11 protein-coding genes are annotated in these 14,433 nt (G+C 53.1%); 8 read left to right on the top strand and 3 right to left on the bottom strand.

The features are described 5' to 3' along the window. Nucleotides 1-371 precede the first annotated feature (371 nt). The 3 genes from HMPREF3277_RS01390 (at nt 372) to HMPREF3277_RS01380 (ending at nt 6,343) form a co-directional block, all read left to right on the top strand. Complete coding sequence (locus tag HMPREF3277_RS01390; protein ID WP_196794320.1) at nt 372-2,687, top strand: NosR/NirI family protein; 2,316 nt, start codon at nt 372-374, stop codon at nt 2,685-2,687. Nucleotides 2,688-2,807: 120 nt separating this feature from the next. Then, nucleotides 2,808-4,778 carry a TAT-dependent nitrous-oxide reductase gene (gene nosZ / locus HMPREF3277_RS01385; RefSeq protein WP_003759063.1) on the top strand — a complete coding sequence of 657 codons (1,971 nt, stop codon included), beginning with the start codon at nt 2,808-2,810 and terminating at the stop codon, nt 4,776-4,778. Nucleotides 4,779-4,987: 209 nt separating this feature from the next. After that, nucleotides 4,988-6,343, top strand: coding sequence for a nitrous oxide reductase family maturation protein NosD (locus tag HMPREF3277_RS01380; protein WP_036492918.1), 1,356 nt, complete (start codon nt 4,988-4,990; stop codon nt 6,341-6,343). A 43-nt stretch (nt 6,344-6,386) separates the two neighbouring features. On the opposite strand, the gene HMPREF3277_RS01375 is transcribed toward HMPREF3277_RS01380, so the two are convergent. Further along, on the bottom strand, nt 6,387-6,620 hold the full coding sequence (locus HMPREF3277_RS01375; RefSeq protein ID WP_070869814.1) for a hypothetical protein: 234 nt from the start codon (nt 6,618-6,620) through the stop codon (nt 6,387-6,389). On the opposite strand from HMPREF3277_RS01375, the gene HMPREF3277_RS01370 reads away from it, so the two are divergent. From HMPREF3277_RS01370 to HMPREF3277_RS01360, 3 genes are read left to right on the top strand one after another with little or no spacing between them, the layout of a single operon-like run. Next, nucleotides 6,619-7,515 (top strand): ABC transporter ATP-binding protein, encoded by an 897-nt coding sequence (locus HMPREF3277_RS01370; RefSeq protein ID WP_070869813.1) that lies wholly within the window; start codon nt 6,619-6,621, stop codon nt 7,513-7,515. The two genes, HMPREF3277_RS01375 and HMPREF3277_RS01370, sit on opposite strands and share 2 nt — an antisense overlap. Beyond that, on the top strand, nt 7,512-8,342 hold the full coding sequence (locus tag HMPREF3277_RS01365) for an ABC transporter permease (protein ID WP_070869812.1): 831 nt from the start codon (nt 7,512-7,514) through the stop codon (nt 8,340-8,342). Before HMPREF3277_RS01370 ends, HMPREF3277_RS01365 begins: the two co-directional genes overlap by 4 nt. Continuing rightward, the gene (locus HMPREF3277_RS01360; protein WP_003759050.1) at nt 8,339-8,833 is read left to right on the top strand and encodes a nitrous oxide reductase accessory protein NosL; all 495 of its coding nucleotides are present in this window, start codon (nt 8,339-8,341) and stop codon (nt 8,831-8,833) included. Before HMPREF3277_RS01365 ends, HMPREF3277_RS01360 begins: the two co-directional genes overlap by 4 nt. Nucleotides 8,834-9,064: 231 nt before the next feature. Here HMPREF3277_RS01360 and cysE read toward each other — a convergent pair whose 3' ends face one another. After that, on the bottom strand, nt 9,065-9,883 hold the full coding sequence (gene cysE, locus HMPREF3277_RS01355; protein ID WP_003768130.1) for a serine O-acetyltransferase: 819 nt from the start codon (nt 9,881-9,883) through the stop codon (nt 9,065-9,067). A gap of 171 nt (nt 9,884-10,054) precedes the next feature. Here cysE and grpE point away from each other — a divergent pair, with 171 nt between their 5' ends. Together grpE and dnaK are read left to right on the top strand one after the other, a co-directional pair. Next, nucleotides 10,055-10,618, top strand: a complete 564-nt coding sequence (gene grpE, locus HMPREF3277_RS01350) for a nucleotide exchange factor GrpE (RefSeq protein ID WP_003768101.1) — start codon at nt 10,055-10,057, stop codon at nt 10,616-10,618. A 303-nt stretch (nt 10,619-10,921) separates the two neighbouring features. Continuing rightward, the gene (gene dnaK, locus HMPREF3277_RS01345) at nt 10,922-12,853 is read left to right on the top strand and encodes a molecular chaperone DnaK (RefSeq protein ID WP_009311595.1); all 1,932 of its coding nucleotides are present in this window, start codon (nt 10,922-10,924) and stop codon (nt 12,851-12,853) included. 359 nt (nt 12,854-13,212) lie between these two features. Here the strand turns inward: dnaK and alr are convergent, their stop codons facing one another. Beyond that, a complete protein-coding gene (gene alr, locus HMPREF3277_RS01340; RefSeq protein ID WP_070869811.1) occupies nt 13,213-14,271 on the bottom strand; it encodes an alanine racemase in 1,059 nt (352 codons plus the stop codon). Between the last annotated feature and the right edge of the window lie 162 nt (nt 14,272-14,433).

Below are 14,433 nucleotides of genomic sequence, written 5' to 3'. Positions count from 1 at the left end.
CCTTGTCCTGATTTAAAGTTAATCCACTATATTCAATAAACCGCAACTTGAAAAACAAATCAGCACCGCATTAGCTGCGCTATGTACAGATTGCGATTGCCCTATATCAAAAACATATTAATACACCACAAAACCCAAAATGATTTAATTACCTGGTTTTCTATTCCATTAGCAACAAAAATAGAGCCATCCCCACATAATCACAAAGTATTACTTACCGTTAAAACCAGGTTTTAAGATTTGTAAATTTGACATAGGTCAAATTATTGCAAATAATGGATTCATATAATGTTAATGTTTAGAGTATCGAATAATCGGGAACAGCCATGTCCTGCCTAAAAACGAAACACACATCAGGCATCTTGAATACGATGCTGGCGATGTTTGCCGTATTTGTCCTATTGTTTTCGACACTGCCCGCTTACGCCGAGCGTTTGCCTGACTTTTTGTCAAAAGTCCAGCCTTCGGAAATTTTTCCGGGTGCAGACCGTTATGGCAAGCCTGAAGGCAAGCCTATGGTTGCCCGTGTTTATAAGGGCGACGAGCAGTTGGGTTTGGTGTATATCACGACGGACGTGGTCAATACACGCGGCTATTCGAGCAAACCGATTGATACGATGATGGCTTTGGCCAACGACGGAACGATCGCCGGTGCGAAGCTGGTCGATCACCATGAGCCGATTATGCTTATTGGTATCCCGCAATCGCGTGTGGATAAATTCATCAATAAGTATATCGGTTTGAATTTTATTAAAAATCCACCTACTCCGGGCGTCGCCCCCGGGGACATCATCAGTGGCGCGACCGTTACGCTGATGGTGATTAACGACAGTATCCAACGTTCGTTCAAAGTTGTTGCCGGCAAATATGGTTTGGGTACTGACAAAGCCGTTCAGACGGCCTCCGCCAATGCTGCGGATACGCAACAGGCTGCCGCTCCTGCGGCTCAAACCCGGCCTCGCCGCGCTGTCAATCCTGACAAACAGGATATCCAATCTTGGAATGCGCTGCTGGAACAAAAAGCCATCGGTCATCTGCACATTACTGTTGACGAAATCAACAAGCTGTTTGAAAAAGGCGGCAAAGCAGGTGTTGCCGAACATGCCGAACAAGGTGCAGGCGACGATACCTTTATCGATTTGTACACTGCCGTAGTCAGCCAGCCTTCCATCGGCAAAAGCCTGCTGGGCGAGGAAGGTTGGAAAAACCTGCAAAACCGTCTGCAACCGGGTCAACAAGCTGTCTTGGTTGCCGGTGAAGGCCGTTATTCTTGGAAAGGTTCGGGTTATGTCCGCGGCGGTATTTTCGACCGTATCGAGATGATTCAAGGCGAAAACAGCTTCCGCTTCACCGACGCGCAACACGAACGCTTGGTTGATCTGGCAGCCGAAGGTGCGCCCCACTTTAAAGAAGTATCTTGGTTTACGATTCCCGAAGGTGTGGAATTCGATGCTGCCGAACCTTGGCGTTTGCAGTTGATGGTTCAACGCGTACTGAGCGTAAACGACAAAGCGTTCGTAACCGCCGATTTGGATTACGAGCTGCCTCAAGGTTACTATGTCGATGACCCGAAAGCACCGCCTGTCGAAATCAGCGCGCCAGTCGAACCGGCAGCCGCCCCTGCCGCCGACCAAGCTTCAGACACCAAAGGCATAGCCGAAGAAGCCTCTGAAGCCTCTTCAAACGACGGTGCATCCAACCAACTCTGGAAACAGGTGTGGAAAGCGAAACAGGGACAAATCGCCGTAGTCGGCATCGCATTGACCATCCTGCTTTTGGTCTTCCTGTTCCAAGACTGGATTGTCCGCTATGAGAAATGGTACGACCGCTTCCGCCTGGTATTCCTGACATTTACCCTGTTCTATATCGGTTGGTACGCTCAGGCGCAACTGTCGGTCGTCAATACGCTGACACTGTTCTCCGCCATCCTGACCGAATTCCGTTGGGACTTCTTCCTGATGGATCCGATTGTGTTCATCCTGTGGCTGTTTACCGCCGCAACCATGCTGCTGTGGAACCGCGGTACATTCTGCGGCTGGCTCTGCCCCTTCGGTTCGCTGCAAGAGTTGACCAACCGTATCGCCAAAAAATTGGGCGTGAAACAGATTACCGTGCCGCACCTGCTGCACACGCGCCTGACTGCGATTAAATACGTCATTTTCTTCGCACTATTGGCAATTTCCCTGTACGATTTGGGTACGGCGGAAAAATTCGCAGAGGTAGAACCTTTTAAAACGGCGATTATTTTGAAATTCGTCCGCGAATGGTGGTTTGTCGCGTTTGCCGTTACCCTTTTGGTTGCCGGCCTGTTCATCGAACGCTTCTTCTGCCGCTATCTGTGCCCATTGGGCGCGGGTATCGCCCTACCCGGCCGCTTCCGCGTATTCGACTGGCTTCGCCGCTACAAAATGTGCGGCAACCCTTGCCAAATCTGTACGCACGAATGCCCTGTTCAGGCGATTGCACCGGAAGGCGACATCCATCCGAACGAATGTATCCAGTGCCTGCACTGCCAAGTCATGTATCACCATGACACACGTTGCCCGCAAGTTGTGGCAACCAACAAGAAAAAACAAAAACAGGCGGCGGCAAAAGCCGACCCCGAAACCGCATCTGCAAAACAGCAGCCTGGGGAGCAGGTTGTGCAGTTTGTGAAAAAAGAAACCGCCCCTAAAGCCGGCGAATAATCTGAAACCCTAAAGAAATACCGGGTCAACCGTACCCACACTTATAAACATAAATACGTTTTTTCAATCGGCAGGTCGTCTGAAAACGCCGGCTGCCGAATTTTATCCAAGGAGTGTTGTATGTCAGACGAAAAATTAGAACAAAACGGCTTAAGCCGTCGTTCATTCTTAGGTACTGCCGCCGTTTCAGGCGCAGGTATTGCCGGCGCCGGTCTGTTGGGTTTGGCGGGCTGTTCCAAAGAGGGTGGCGATAAAGCCGCCGCTTCAGGTGCTGCGCCTGCCGCCAAAACCGAGTCTCATGCCTCTGCCGAACCGGGCAAACAGACTTCCGAAGTCGGTCCGGGCGAACTCGACCAATACTACGGCTTCCTCTCCGGCGGCCAATCGGGCGAAATGCGCTTGATCGGCGTACCTTCCATGCGCGAACTGATGCGTATCCCCGTGTTCAACATGGACAGCGCGACCGGTTGGGGCCGTACCAACGAGAGCCTGCGTATTTTGAATGAAAAAAATACGCCGGAAACCAACCAGTTCCTGAAAGACAGCGGCCTGCGCTGCTACCCTAACGGCGACTTGCACCACCCTCACTTGTCGTTTACCGACCAAACTTACGACGGCCGCTACGCGTATGCCAACGACAAAGCAAACAACCGCGTTTGCCGCGTCCGCCTGGACTTCATGAAAACCGACAAAATCACCGAAATCCCTAACGTTTCCGGTGTACACGGTCTGCGTCCGCAACGTTATCCGAAAACCGGCTATGTCTTTGCCAACGGCGAACACATCGTACCGGTAAGCGGTGTGGGTACTTGGAACGACGCCAAAACTTGGAATGCCGTTTATACCGCCATTGACGGCGAAACCATGGACATCGCATGGCAAGTATTGGTGGATGGCAACTTGGACAACGGCGATGCCGACTACCAAGGCAAATACTCCTTCTCCACCTGCTACAACTCCGAACGCGCCCTGACCGTACAAGGTGCTTCTTCCAACGAGCAAGACTGGTGCGTAGTCTTCAATCTTGCCGCCATCGAAGAAGGCATCAAAAAAGGCGACTTCAAAGAAGTCAACGGTGTGAAAATGCTGGACGGCCGCGCAGAAGCCAATTCCCCTTACACCCGCTACATCCCCGTGCCGAACTCTCCGCACGGCTGTAACGCTTCCCCTGACGGCAAATACATCATGCTCAACGGCAAACTGTCTCCGACCGTTACCGTATTGGACGTCAGCAAACTGGACGATTTGTTCGCCGGCAAAATCAAAGAGCGCGACGTGGTTGTCGCCGAACCCCAACTGGGTCTCGGTCCTTTACACACCGCGTTTGACGGCCGCGGCAACGCCTACACCACGCTGTTTATCGACAGCCAAATGGTCAAATGGAACATCGACGACGCCATCAAAGCCTACAAAGGCGAAAAAGTGGATCCGATCAAACAAAAACTCGACGTCCACTACCAACCCGGCCACAACCATACGACCATGGGCGAAACCAAGGAAGCCGACGGCAAATGGCTGGTATCTTTGAACAAATTCTCCAAAGACCGCTTCCTCAACGCCGGCCCGCTGAAACCGGAATGCGACCAGTTGATCGACATCTCCGGCGACGAAATGCGCCTGGTACACGACAACCCGACCTTTGCCGAACCGCATGACCTGTGTCTGGTTGCCGCTTCCAAAGTCAACCCGAAAAAAACCTGGGACCGCAAAGACCCATGGTTCTGGCAAGACGCTGTAGAACAGGCGAAAAAAGACGGTGTCGAGCTGGAAAAAGCCGCCAAAGTCATCCGCGAGGGCAACAAAGTCCGCGTATACATGACTGCCGTTGCACCTGCGTACAGCATCCCGCAATTCGAAGTCAACCAAGGCGACGAAGTAACCGTATATGTGACCAACGTTGAAACCATCGAAGACTTGACCCACGGCTTCACTTTGGAAGGCTACGGCATCGCCATGGAAATCGGCCCGCAAGCTACCCAATCGGTAACCTTCAAAGCCGTCCGTCCGGGCGTACACTGGTACTACTGCCAATGGTTCTGCCACGCCCTGCACATGGAAATGTCCGGTCAAATGATCGTTAAACCCCGATAATCGGGTTTGACGGTTTATCACTGACTTAACGGAAAGGTCGTCTGAAAAAACTTTCAGGTCTTAGCGAAACCCGCTGCCCTCGTTTTCAGACGACCTTTTATAGCAGAACCGTTTGGACGCAACAGACTGTTCCGCTATAAAACAAAAACACGGCCCTTACAGGCAGGCATCACCGTGCCGACGCACACCGCACGAATCAGAGGAACTCCATGCACACACCCCAATTCAAAACATGGCGACGCGCTGTCCTGACATTTATGTTCGGCGGCATGATTCAGACGACCTTTGCAGCCACCATCGACGTTTCCCCTACCGACAACCTCCCCGAAGTCATCGCGCGCGCGCAGGCAGGCGATACGCTCAAGCTCGCCTCCGGCACTTACAAAACTAAACTGCTTATCGACAAACCCATCACCATCGAAGGCCCTGCCGACCGCTCCGCCAAAATCGAAGGCGACCGCACCGGCCGCACCATTGCCGTCATCGCCCCCGACGTTACCCTGCGTAACCTCACCGTCACCCGTTCCGGCATGAGCCTGCCCGCCATGGACGCCGGCATCTACCTCGAAGAAACCGCCCCCCGTGCCTTAATCGAACACAACAACATCCTCGACAACTCCGTCGGCGTGTATATCCACGGTTCTGCCGAATCCATGGTGCGCGAGAACAAAATCGTCGGCGACTCCACCCTGCGCGTCAACGAACGCGGCAACGGCGTAACCGTCTGGAACGCACCCGGCGCGCAAGTTGTCAGCAACGACATTTCCAAAGGCCGCGACGGTATTTTCTCCAACACCAGCAAAAACAACACCTACAAAAACAACCGTTTCAGCGACCTGCGTTTCGCCGTTCACTACATGTACACCAACGACAGCGAAGTCAGCGACAACATTTCCGTCGGCAACAACATGGGCTACGTCTTGATGTTCTCCGACCGCCTCAAAGTACACGGCAACATCGCCGTCGGCAGCCGCGACCAAGGCATCATGCTCAACTACGTCAACTATTCCGAAATCAACGACAACATCATCAACAAAGCCGGCAAATGCGTTTTCGCCTACAACGCCAACTACAACAAAATCGTCGCCAACCATTTTGAAAACTGCGAAATCGGCATTCACTTTACCGCCGCCATCGAAGGCACGACCCTTTCCGACAACGCCTTTCTCAGCAACGAAAGCCAAGTCAAATACGTCAGCACACGTTTTCTTGACTGGGGCGAAGGCGGACGCGGCAACTACTGGAGCGACAACAGCGCGTTCGACCTAGACGGCGACGGCTTCGGCGACAGCGCATACCGTCCCAACGGCATCATCGACCAAATCATCTGGCGCGCGCCTGTTTCCCGCCTCCTGATGAACAGCCCCGCCATCAGCATCGTCAAATGGGCGCAATCGCAGTTCCCCGCCATCCTCCCCGGCGGCGTGATCGACAGCAAACCGCTGATGAAGGCAGGCAGCAACAAAACCACCACCAAATACGAAGCCATGAAAGAACAACTGTTGCAAGAAGCCAAAACCCATCAGTCCGAATGGAGCGATGCCGAAAACGGCTCATTGAACTAAGCGGAACCGGCAAACACGCCCCGCAAGGTCGTCTGAAAAGTTTTCAGACGACCTTAAAACCCCGCCGCAGCAAGATTTGCCCCTCATTACCGTACTGACGGGCATCCGCCGCAAATACGGTGTAACCCGCAACGCAGGCAACAGTTGAAAACACCGCCCCATCACAAACGTCGTCTGAAACCCCTCTCCCCTTTTTCAGACGACCCCATACAAAAAACGCCCTTTTCAGACGACCCTCAACGTCGTCTGAAACCCATTCACACAAGGAAGCACTCATGAGCGCACACCATGTCGAATTGAGAAACGTAACCAAACGCTTCGGCGCACAAAAAGCCGTCAACCAAGTCGATTTAGTCTTGAAGGCGGGGGAAAGTGTCGGTCTTGCCGGACACAACGGCGCAGGCAAGTCCACGCTCATCAAATTGATACTTGGGCTGATTACCCCCACCGAAGGCGAAGTCATGCTGCTGGGTGAGCACACAGGCAGTAAAGCCGGCGCACAGTTGCGCAGCCAAATCGGCTACCTGCCCGAAACCGTCGCCCTGCACCCTTCCCTCAGCGGCATCGAAACCCTCAATTTCTACGCCAAACTCAAAAAACAGCCGCTCACCAAAAACCACGAACTCCTCGAACGCGTCGGCATTTCCCAAGCCGCCCGCCGCCGCGTCGGCACCTACTCCAAAGGCATGCGCCAACGCCTCGCCCTCGCCCAAGCGCTGCTGGGCGAACCCAAAGTATTGCTGTTTGACGAACCCACCACAGGCCTCGACCCCGCCTCGCGCCAAATGTTTTACGAAGTCGTGCGCGAACTCAACGGACGCGGCGCCACCGTCCTTCTCAGCACCCACGCCCTTGCCGAACTCGACGGCCACGCCGACCGCATCGTCGTCATGAAAAACGGCGTCAAAGTCGCCGACGGTAGCATGGACGAGCTGCACGTCCAAAGCGGACTCCCCCTCACCGTCAACATCCGCCTCAAATCCCCGCGTCCGTTAAGCGGACGCTGGCAGCCGCTTTCAGACGACCTCAGCTATCAGGCGCAATGTCAGGCTGAAGAACGCATGGCATTACTCAGCGAACTGGGCAACCTGTCCGACCTCGCCTACCTCGACATCCACACACCCACACTCGACGACATGTACGCACAATTCTTAAAAAGGGAGGACGTATGAACCCCGTTTGGATTATCACCGGAAAAGAAGTCCGCGACAGCCTGCGCAACCGCTGGGTACTCGCCGCCTCCGTCCTGCTCGCCGCCCTCGCCCTCTCATTGGGCTTCCTCGGCAGCTCGCCCACAGGCTCGGTTAAAGTCGATCCGCTGACCGTAACCGTTGTCAGCCTCTCCAGCCTGTCCATCTTCCTGATCCCGCTCATCGCCATGCTCCTCTCCTACGATTCCCTCATCGGCGAAATCGAACGCGGCACTATGGCGCTGTTGTTGAGCTACCCCGTTTCCCGCAACCAAATCCTTGCCGGAAAATTCATCGGACACCTCATCATCCTCGCCCTTGCCACCACCGCAGGCTACGGAATCGCGGGCATCACGCTCCAACTCGCCAACGGCAGCTTCGACATCGCCGCATGGAAACCCTTCGCCCTCCTGATTACCGCCAGCGTCATTTTGGGCGCGGCATTCCTGTCCATGGGCTACCTCATCAGCGCGAAAGTGAAAGAACGCGGCACCGCCGCCGGTATCGCCATCGGTGTTTGGCTGTTTTTCGTCGTCATCTTCGACATGGCGCTTTTGGGCATCCTCGTCGCCGATACACAACAAGCGATTACCGCCCCCGTCGTTGAAACCGTCCTCCTTTTCAACCCCACCGACATCTACCGCCTGCTCAACCTGACCGGTTACGAAAACACCGCCATGTACGCAGGCATGGCAGGTTTGAGCGAACAAATCAGCCTGACCATGCCCGTATTGCTGACCGCGCAGATATTATGGGTTATTATTCCCCTTATCTTGGCAGCAAGAATTTTTGGAAAGCGACAAATATGAAAAAGATTTTACCTGCGCTCCTCGCCGCCCTGCTCCTGAGTGCCTGTCCCAAAGAGGATGACACCCCGCCGCCTGAGCCTCAGCAAATCAGCGACCGCGCCGTGGGGCACTATTGCAGCATGAACCTGACCGAACACAACGGCCCCAAAGCCCAAATCTACCTCAACGGCAAACCCGACCGCCCCGTCTGGTTCTCCACCATCAAGCAGATGTTCGGCTACACCAAGCTGCCCGAAGAGCCTAAAGGCATCCACGTCATCTACGTTACCGACATGGGCAAAGTCAAAGACTGGAGCAAACCCAATGCCGACACCGCATGGATAGACGGCAAAAAAGCCTACTACGTCATCGAAAGCGGCTTTATCGGCGGCATGGGTGCAGAGGACGCCCTCCCCTTCGCCGACAAAGCCCAAGCAGAGAAATTTGCCAAAGAAAAAGGCGGCCGCGTCGTCAGCTTCGACGAAATGCCCGATTCCTACATCTTCAAATAATCCCTTCACATCAAAAAGGTCGTCTGAAAACCTTACCCATCAGGTTTTCAGACGACCTTTTGATATAGTGGATTAATAAATCAGGACAAGGCGACGAAACCGTAGACAGTACAGATAGTACGGAACCGATTCACTCCTTAGAGAATCGTTCTCTTTGAGCTAAGGCGAGGCAACACCGTACTGGTTTAAAGTTAATCCACTATATCTGCGGTCTTAATCGGGCGATTCAGTTCAAATCACAAAATCCATCGCCGTTCCCTGCAAACTCTGGTCCATGTCTGCCGACGGGGTTTTGACCGAACGCCCCACCGGTTTGGCAGGCACGCCGACGACGGTGATTGACGACGGTACGTCCGCAACGACCACGCTGCCTGCGCCGATTTTGGAATTGTCGCCGATGCGGATGTTGCCCAATATCGAAGCGTTCGCGCCGATCATCACGCCGTCGCCGATTTTCGGATGGCGGTCGCCGCTTTCCTTACCCGAGCCGCCGAGCGTTACGCCGTGCAGGATGGAAATATTGTTGCCCAACACGGCGGTTTCTCCGGCGACGAAACCGGTGGCGTGGTCGAGCATCAGCCCATGACCGAAACGGGCGGCGGGGTGAATATCGACGCCGAACACTTCCGACATACGGTTTTGCAGGAAATACGCCAGCGTTTTGCGGCCGTTTTGATAGAGCCAGTGGTTGATGCGGTGCGCCTGAATGGCGTGGAAACCTTTGAAATATAAAAGCGGCAGCGAATATTCGTCGCAGGCGGGGTCGCGTTCGTAAATGGCTTTCAAGTCGGCTTCGACGCAGTTGCTGATGCGCGCGTCGCTGCCCAATGCCTGCTGGTAGATTTCAAACAGGGCGCGCACGTCCATAATCGGGCTGCCAAGTTTGCTGGAAAGGTGGTAGGCAAGGACGGAATCGAGCGAGTCGTGGCGCAACACGGTTTGGTGCAAAAAGCTCGCCAGCATCGGTTCGGCTGCGGCTGCGGCTGCGGTTTCTTCGCGGATGGTATGCCAGAGGTTGAAATCGGTTGTGTTCAGGTGGTCTTTTTTCATGTTGGGGGTCGTCTGAAAATAGGATGGTGTCGGTGTATCTTACCTTTTATCAACGATTTGCGATAGCGCATTGCGGAATATGCTTATGATGGTTTCCGTGTGCTTGAAGTTTTTTCAGACGACCTTATATAAAGTAGCATTCGATTCAAACCATTCCAAAGGATGCATGAAATGAGCGAACATCACGAACAATATCAACACGAAACCGAAGAGGCGGTAAACGCAGAAGCCGCCCAAGCCCCCAATACCGAACAACCCGAAGCTACCGAACCGCCGACTTACGAAGAATTGCAGGCGCGTATCGCCGAGTTGGAAGGACAGTTGAAAGACAGCGAGCTGCGCGGTCTGGCGAACGAGCAAAACCTGCGCCGCCGCCATCAGCAGGAAATCGCCGATACGCACAAGTTTGCCGGGCAAAAATTCGCCGCCGAAATGCTGCCGGTCAAAGACTATCTTGAAATGGCGCTGCTCGACCAAAGCGGCAATTTCGACGCGCTGAAAATGGGCGTGCAAATGACGCTGAACGAATTGCAAAAAGCGTTTGACGCCACGCACATCAAAGAAATCAACCCGCAGCCCGGCGACAAACTCGACCCGCACCAACATCAAGCAATGCAGGCGGTCGTCAGCGAGCAAGAGCCGAACACCATCGTCAGCGTCATGAAAAAAGGCTACACCCTGTCCGACCGCGTATTACGTCCCGCAATGGTTGTCGTGGCGAAACAAGAATCCTGAAGGCACCGCTTGATAAAGTTTATCAAGCATAAAATTTTCAGACGACCCTTCCCCGCCCCTCAAGCCCCAATCCCGCTTTTGGAAAATCATTCCGATGATGCCCAATCGGAAAACAAAGACAAGGTCGTCTGAAAAACAAAATACCGTCCTGTGGATAAATAGTTTAACTTGTTGAATTTCATATAAAAAAAATTTCAACAAAACCCTTGAAAAAATATCGGGCAACCTTATTTACAGGTCAACGGAACAAAATGTTCCACACAATTATTAATTTAGAAAAATCTTTTTAGGAGCAACATCAATATGGCAAAAGTAATCGGTATCGACTTGGGTACAACCAACTCTTGTGTATCCATCTCTGAAAACGGTCAAACCAAAGTTATTGAAAACGCAGAAGGCGCACGCACTACGCCGTCTGTCGTCGCTTATCTGGACGGCGGCGAAGTCCTCGTCGGCGCACCGGCCAAACGCCAAGCCGTAACCAACGCTAAAAACACCATCTACGCTGTCAAACGTTTGATCGGTCATAAATTTGAAGACAAAGAAGTCCAACGCGACATCGAATCCATGCCTTTCGAAATCATCAAAGCCAACAACGGCGACGCATGGGTGAAAGCGCAAGGCAAAGAGCTGTCTCCGCCGCAAGTTTCCGCAGAAGTCCTGCGTAAAATGAAAGAAGCCGCCGAATCTTATTTGGGCGAAAAAGTAACCGAAGCCGTGATTACCGTTCCGGCCTATTTCAACGACAGCCAACGTCAAGCCACCAAAGACGCAGGCCGCATCGCCGGTTTGGACGTAAAACGCATCATCAACGAGCCGACCGCAGCCGCTTTGGCATTCGGTATGGACAAAGGCGACAACAAAGACCGCAAAGTAGCCGTATATGACTTGGGCGGCGGTACCTTCGATATTTCCATCATCGAAATCGCCAACCTCGACGGCGACAAACAATTCGAAGTATTGGCAACCAACGGCGACACCTTCTTGGGTGGTGAAGACTTCGACCAACGCCTCATCGACTACATCATCGCCGAGTTCAAAAAAGACCAAGGCATTGATTTGAAACAAGACGTGATGGCATTGCAACGCCTGAAAGAAGCTGCCGAAAAAGCCAAAATCGAATTGTCCAGCGGCCAGCAAACCGAAATCAACCTGCCGTACATCACCATGGACGCAACCGGCCCGAAACACTTGGCAATGAAAATTACCCGTGCCAAATTCGAGAGCCTGGTTGAAGACCTGATTGCCCGCTCTATCGAGCCTTGCCGCACCGCATTGAAAGATGCCGGCTTGAGCACCAGCGACATCGACGACGTGATTTTGGTCGGCGGTCAGTCCCGTATGCCGAAAGTACAAGAAGCCGTAAGAGACTTCTTCGGCAAAGAACCGCGCAAAGACGTGAACCCTGACGAAGCCGTTGCCGTAGGCGCAGCGATTCAAGGCGAAGTATTGAGCGGCGGCCGCAGTGACGTATTGCTGCTGGACGTAACGCCACTGTCTTTGGGTATCGAAACCATGGGCGGCGTGATGACCAAGCTGATTCAGAAGAACACCACCATCCCGACCAAAGCGTCGCAAGTGTTCTCTACCGCCGAAGACAACCAAAGCGCAGTAACCATCCATGTACTGCAAGGCGAACGCGAACGCGCTTCCGCCAACAAATCTTTGGGTCAGTTCAACTTGGGCGACATTGCACCCGCACCGCGCGGCATGCCGCAAATCGAAGTAACCTTCGACATTGACGCCAACGGCATCCTGCACGTTTCCGCCAAAGACAAAGGCACAGGCAAAGCAGCCAACATCACCATCCAAGGTTCTTCAGGCTTGAGCGAAGAAGAAATCGAACGCATGGTGAAAGATGCCGAAGCCAATGCTGAGGAAGATAAAAAACTAACTGAATTGGTCGCTTCCCGCAACCAAGCCGAAGCCCTGATTCACTCTGTGAAAAAATCTTTGGCCGACTACGGCGACAAACTCGACGCAGCCGAGAAAGAAAAAATCGAAGCCGCGTTGAAAGAAGCCGAAGAAGCCGTGAAAGGCGACGACAAAGCCGCCATCGATGCCAAAGCCGAAGCACTGGGCGCAGCCAGCCAAAAACTGGGCGAAATGGTTTACGCACAAGCGCAAGCCGAAGCCCAAGCAGGCGAAAGCGCACAAGCCGAACCGTCTTCCGCCAAGAAAGACGACGACGTGGTAGATGCCGACTTTGAAGAAGTAAAAGACGACAAGAAATAATTAAGGTCGTCTGAAAAAAGCGCGAATCGTAAGGTTCGCGCTTTTTTGTTTTTTGCTTGATGTGATGTTTTCAGACGACCTCTTGGGATGCGGCATTTCCATTTAAAAGCAAAACGCATCCGACATCCTGCCTTATAGTGGAATTAACATAAATCAGGACAAGGCGACGAAACCGTAGACAGTACAGATAGTACGGAACCGATTCACTTGGTGCTTCAGCACCTTAGAGAATCGTTCTCTTTGAGCTAAGGCGAGGCAACGCCGTACGGGTTTAAAGTTAATCCACTATAAAAACCAAAAGGTCGTCTGAAACCCAATACCATGATTTCAGACGACCTTCAAACAAAAACAATCTTGTCTTATTCCGAATAGGTAAACTTCGCGCGCTTGACGTTGCAAAAAATTTCATACGGAATCATACCGGCAGCTTCGGCGACTTCGTTGATGTTGACGACATCGCCCCACAATTCGACTTCGGCACCCAAACCTTCTTGGGAAGCGTCGAGTTCGACGGTAATCATGTCCATAGACACCCTGCCGATGATGCGGCTGCGTTTGCCTTCGACGGCAACAGGCGAATTGGTCGAGGCGCGGCGCGGATAGCCGTCGGCGTAGCCGCAGGCAATCAGACCAACACGGGTGGACTTGCTGGTGTAAAACGTCGCGCCATAACCGATAGGAGAATGAGGTTGCAGGACGCGTTCGCCGAATACGCGGGAAGTCAGGCGCATCACGGGTTTCAGGCGTTCATCCACGCCGCCGAACGGAGAAATGCCGTAAAGCGCCAGACCGGCACGCCCCCAGTCGCGGCGCGCTTCGGGCACGTTCAGGATGGCGGCGGAGTTAGCGAGGCTTTCTTCGCCTTCCAAACCTTCACACGCCAAATCAAAGGCTTCAAGCTGCATTTCGGTCATACCGTTGTCGGGTTCGTCGGCGCAGGCGAAGTGGCTGAATTTGACGATGCCGTCAACGTGTTTGCATTGTTTCAGGGCGGTGTAGGCGGAAGTGTAATTGTGCGGAAAAAAACCGGCGCGATGCATACCGGAGTCCATTTTGAGCCAGACTTTGACGGGGTTATGCCAGTTATGGGCGATTAAGGCTTCGAGTTGCCATTGGCTGCCGACGCCCGGCCACAAATTATATTGATCGACGGTAGCGTATTCCGACGCTTCAAACACGCCTTCGAGCAATACGATGGGATTGGTAATGCCGTTCTCGCGCAATTCGACGGCTTCGTCCACGGTGGCGACGGCAAACCCGTCGGCAAGGTCGGACAATGCGTGGGCGCACCGTACCGCACCGTGTCCGTAAGCGTCCGCTTTGATGACGGCGAGCATCTTGCCGCCGTGAATCTGTTTCAGGGTTTGATAATTGTGGCGCAGATTGTCCAAGCGGATTCGGGCATTTAATGGACGCATGATTTGTTCTTTCTGTTAATGAAGGTCGTCTGAAAATGGATATTCACGTTTTCAGACGACCTTAAAATATGGCTAATGCTTATAATTATAGGCTTAAAGACGCATTTTTTAAATATCCGATACGCCCGCCCAATTAATTATCTTATTAATGGACAAGCATCA

Origin of the sequence: Neisseria sp. HMSC70E02 (genome assembly GCF_001838645.1) — a bacterium.
Classification (GTDB): Bacteria; Pseudomonadota; Gammaproteobacteria; order Burkholderiales; family Neisseriaceae; genus Neisseria; species Neisseria macacae.
The sequence above is the reverse complement of the archived record's forward strand: the minus strand, read 5'-3'. Positions and strand labels throughout refer to the sequence as shown.

Bases quoted from the DNA above. Each gene is read 5' to 3' on its own strand.
- grpE (WP_003768101.1), top strand. From the start codon at position 10,055: ATGAGCGAACATCACGAACAATATCAACACGAAACCGAAGAGGCGGTA.
- cysE (WP_003768130.1), bottom strand. From the start codon at position 9,883: ATGAAAAAAGACCACCTGAACACAACCGATTTCAACCTCTGGCATACC.
- HMPREF3277_RS01390 (WP_196794320.1), top strand. From the start codon at position 372: ATGCTGGCGATGTTTGCCGTATTTGTCCTATTGTTTTCGACACTGCCC.
- nosZ (WP_003759063.1), top strand. From the start codon at position 2,808: ATGTCAGACGAAAAATTAGAACAAAACGGCTTAAGCCGTCGTTCATTC.
- HMPREF3277_RS01380 (WP_036492918.1), top strand. From the start codon at position 4,988: ATGCACACACCCCAATTCAAAACATGGCGACGCGCTGTCCTGACATTT.
- HMPREF3277_RS01370 (WP_070869813.1), top strand. From the start codon at position 6,619: ATGAGCGCACACCATGTCGAATTGAGAAACGTAACCAAACGCTTCGGC.
- HMPREF3277_RS01360 (WP_003759050.1), top strand. From the start codon at position 8,339: ATGAAAAAGATTTTACCTGCGCTCCTCGCCGCCCTGCTCCTGAGTGCC.
- HMPREF3277_RS01365 (WP_070869812.1), top strand. From the start codon at position 7,512: ATGAACCCCGTTTGGATTATCACCGGAAAAGAAGTCCGCGACAGCCTG.
- alr (WP_070869811.1), bottom strand. From the start codon at position 14,271: ATGCGTCCATTAAATGCCCGAATCCGCTTGGACAATCTGCGCCACAAT.
- dnaK (WP_009311595.1), top strand. From the start codon at position 10,922: ATGGCAAAAGTAATCGGTATCGACTTGGGTACAACCAACTCTTGTGTA.
- HMPREF3277_RS01375 (WP_070869814.1), bottom strand. From the start codon at position 6,620: ATGAGTGCTTCCTTGTGTGAATGGGTTTCAGACGACGTTGAGGGTCGT.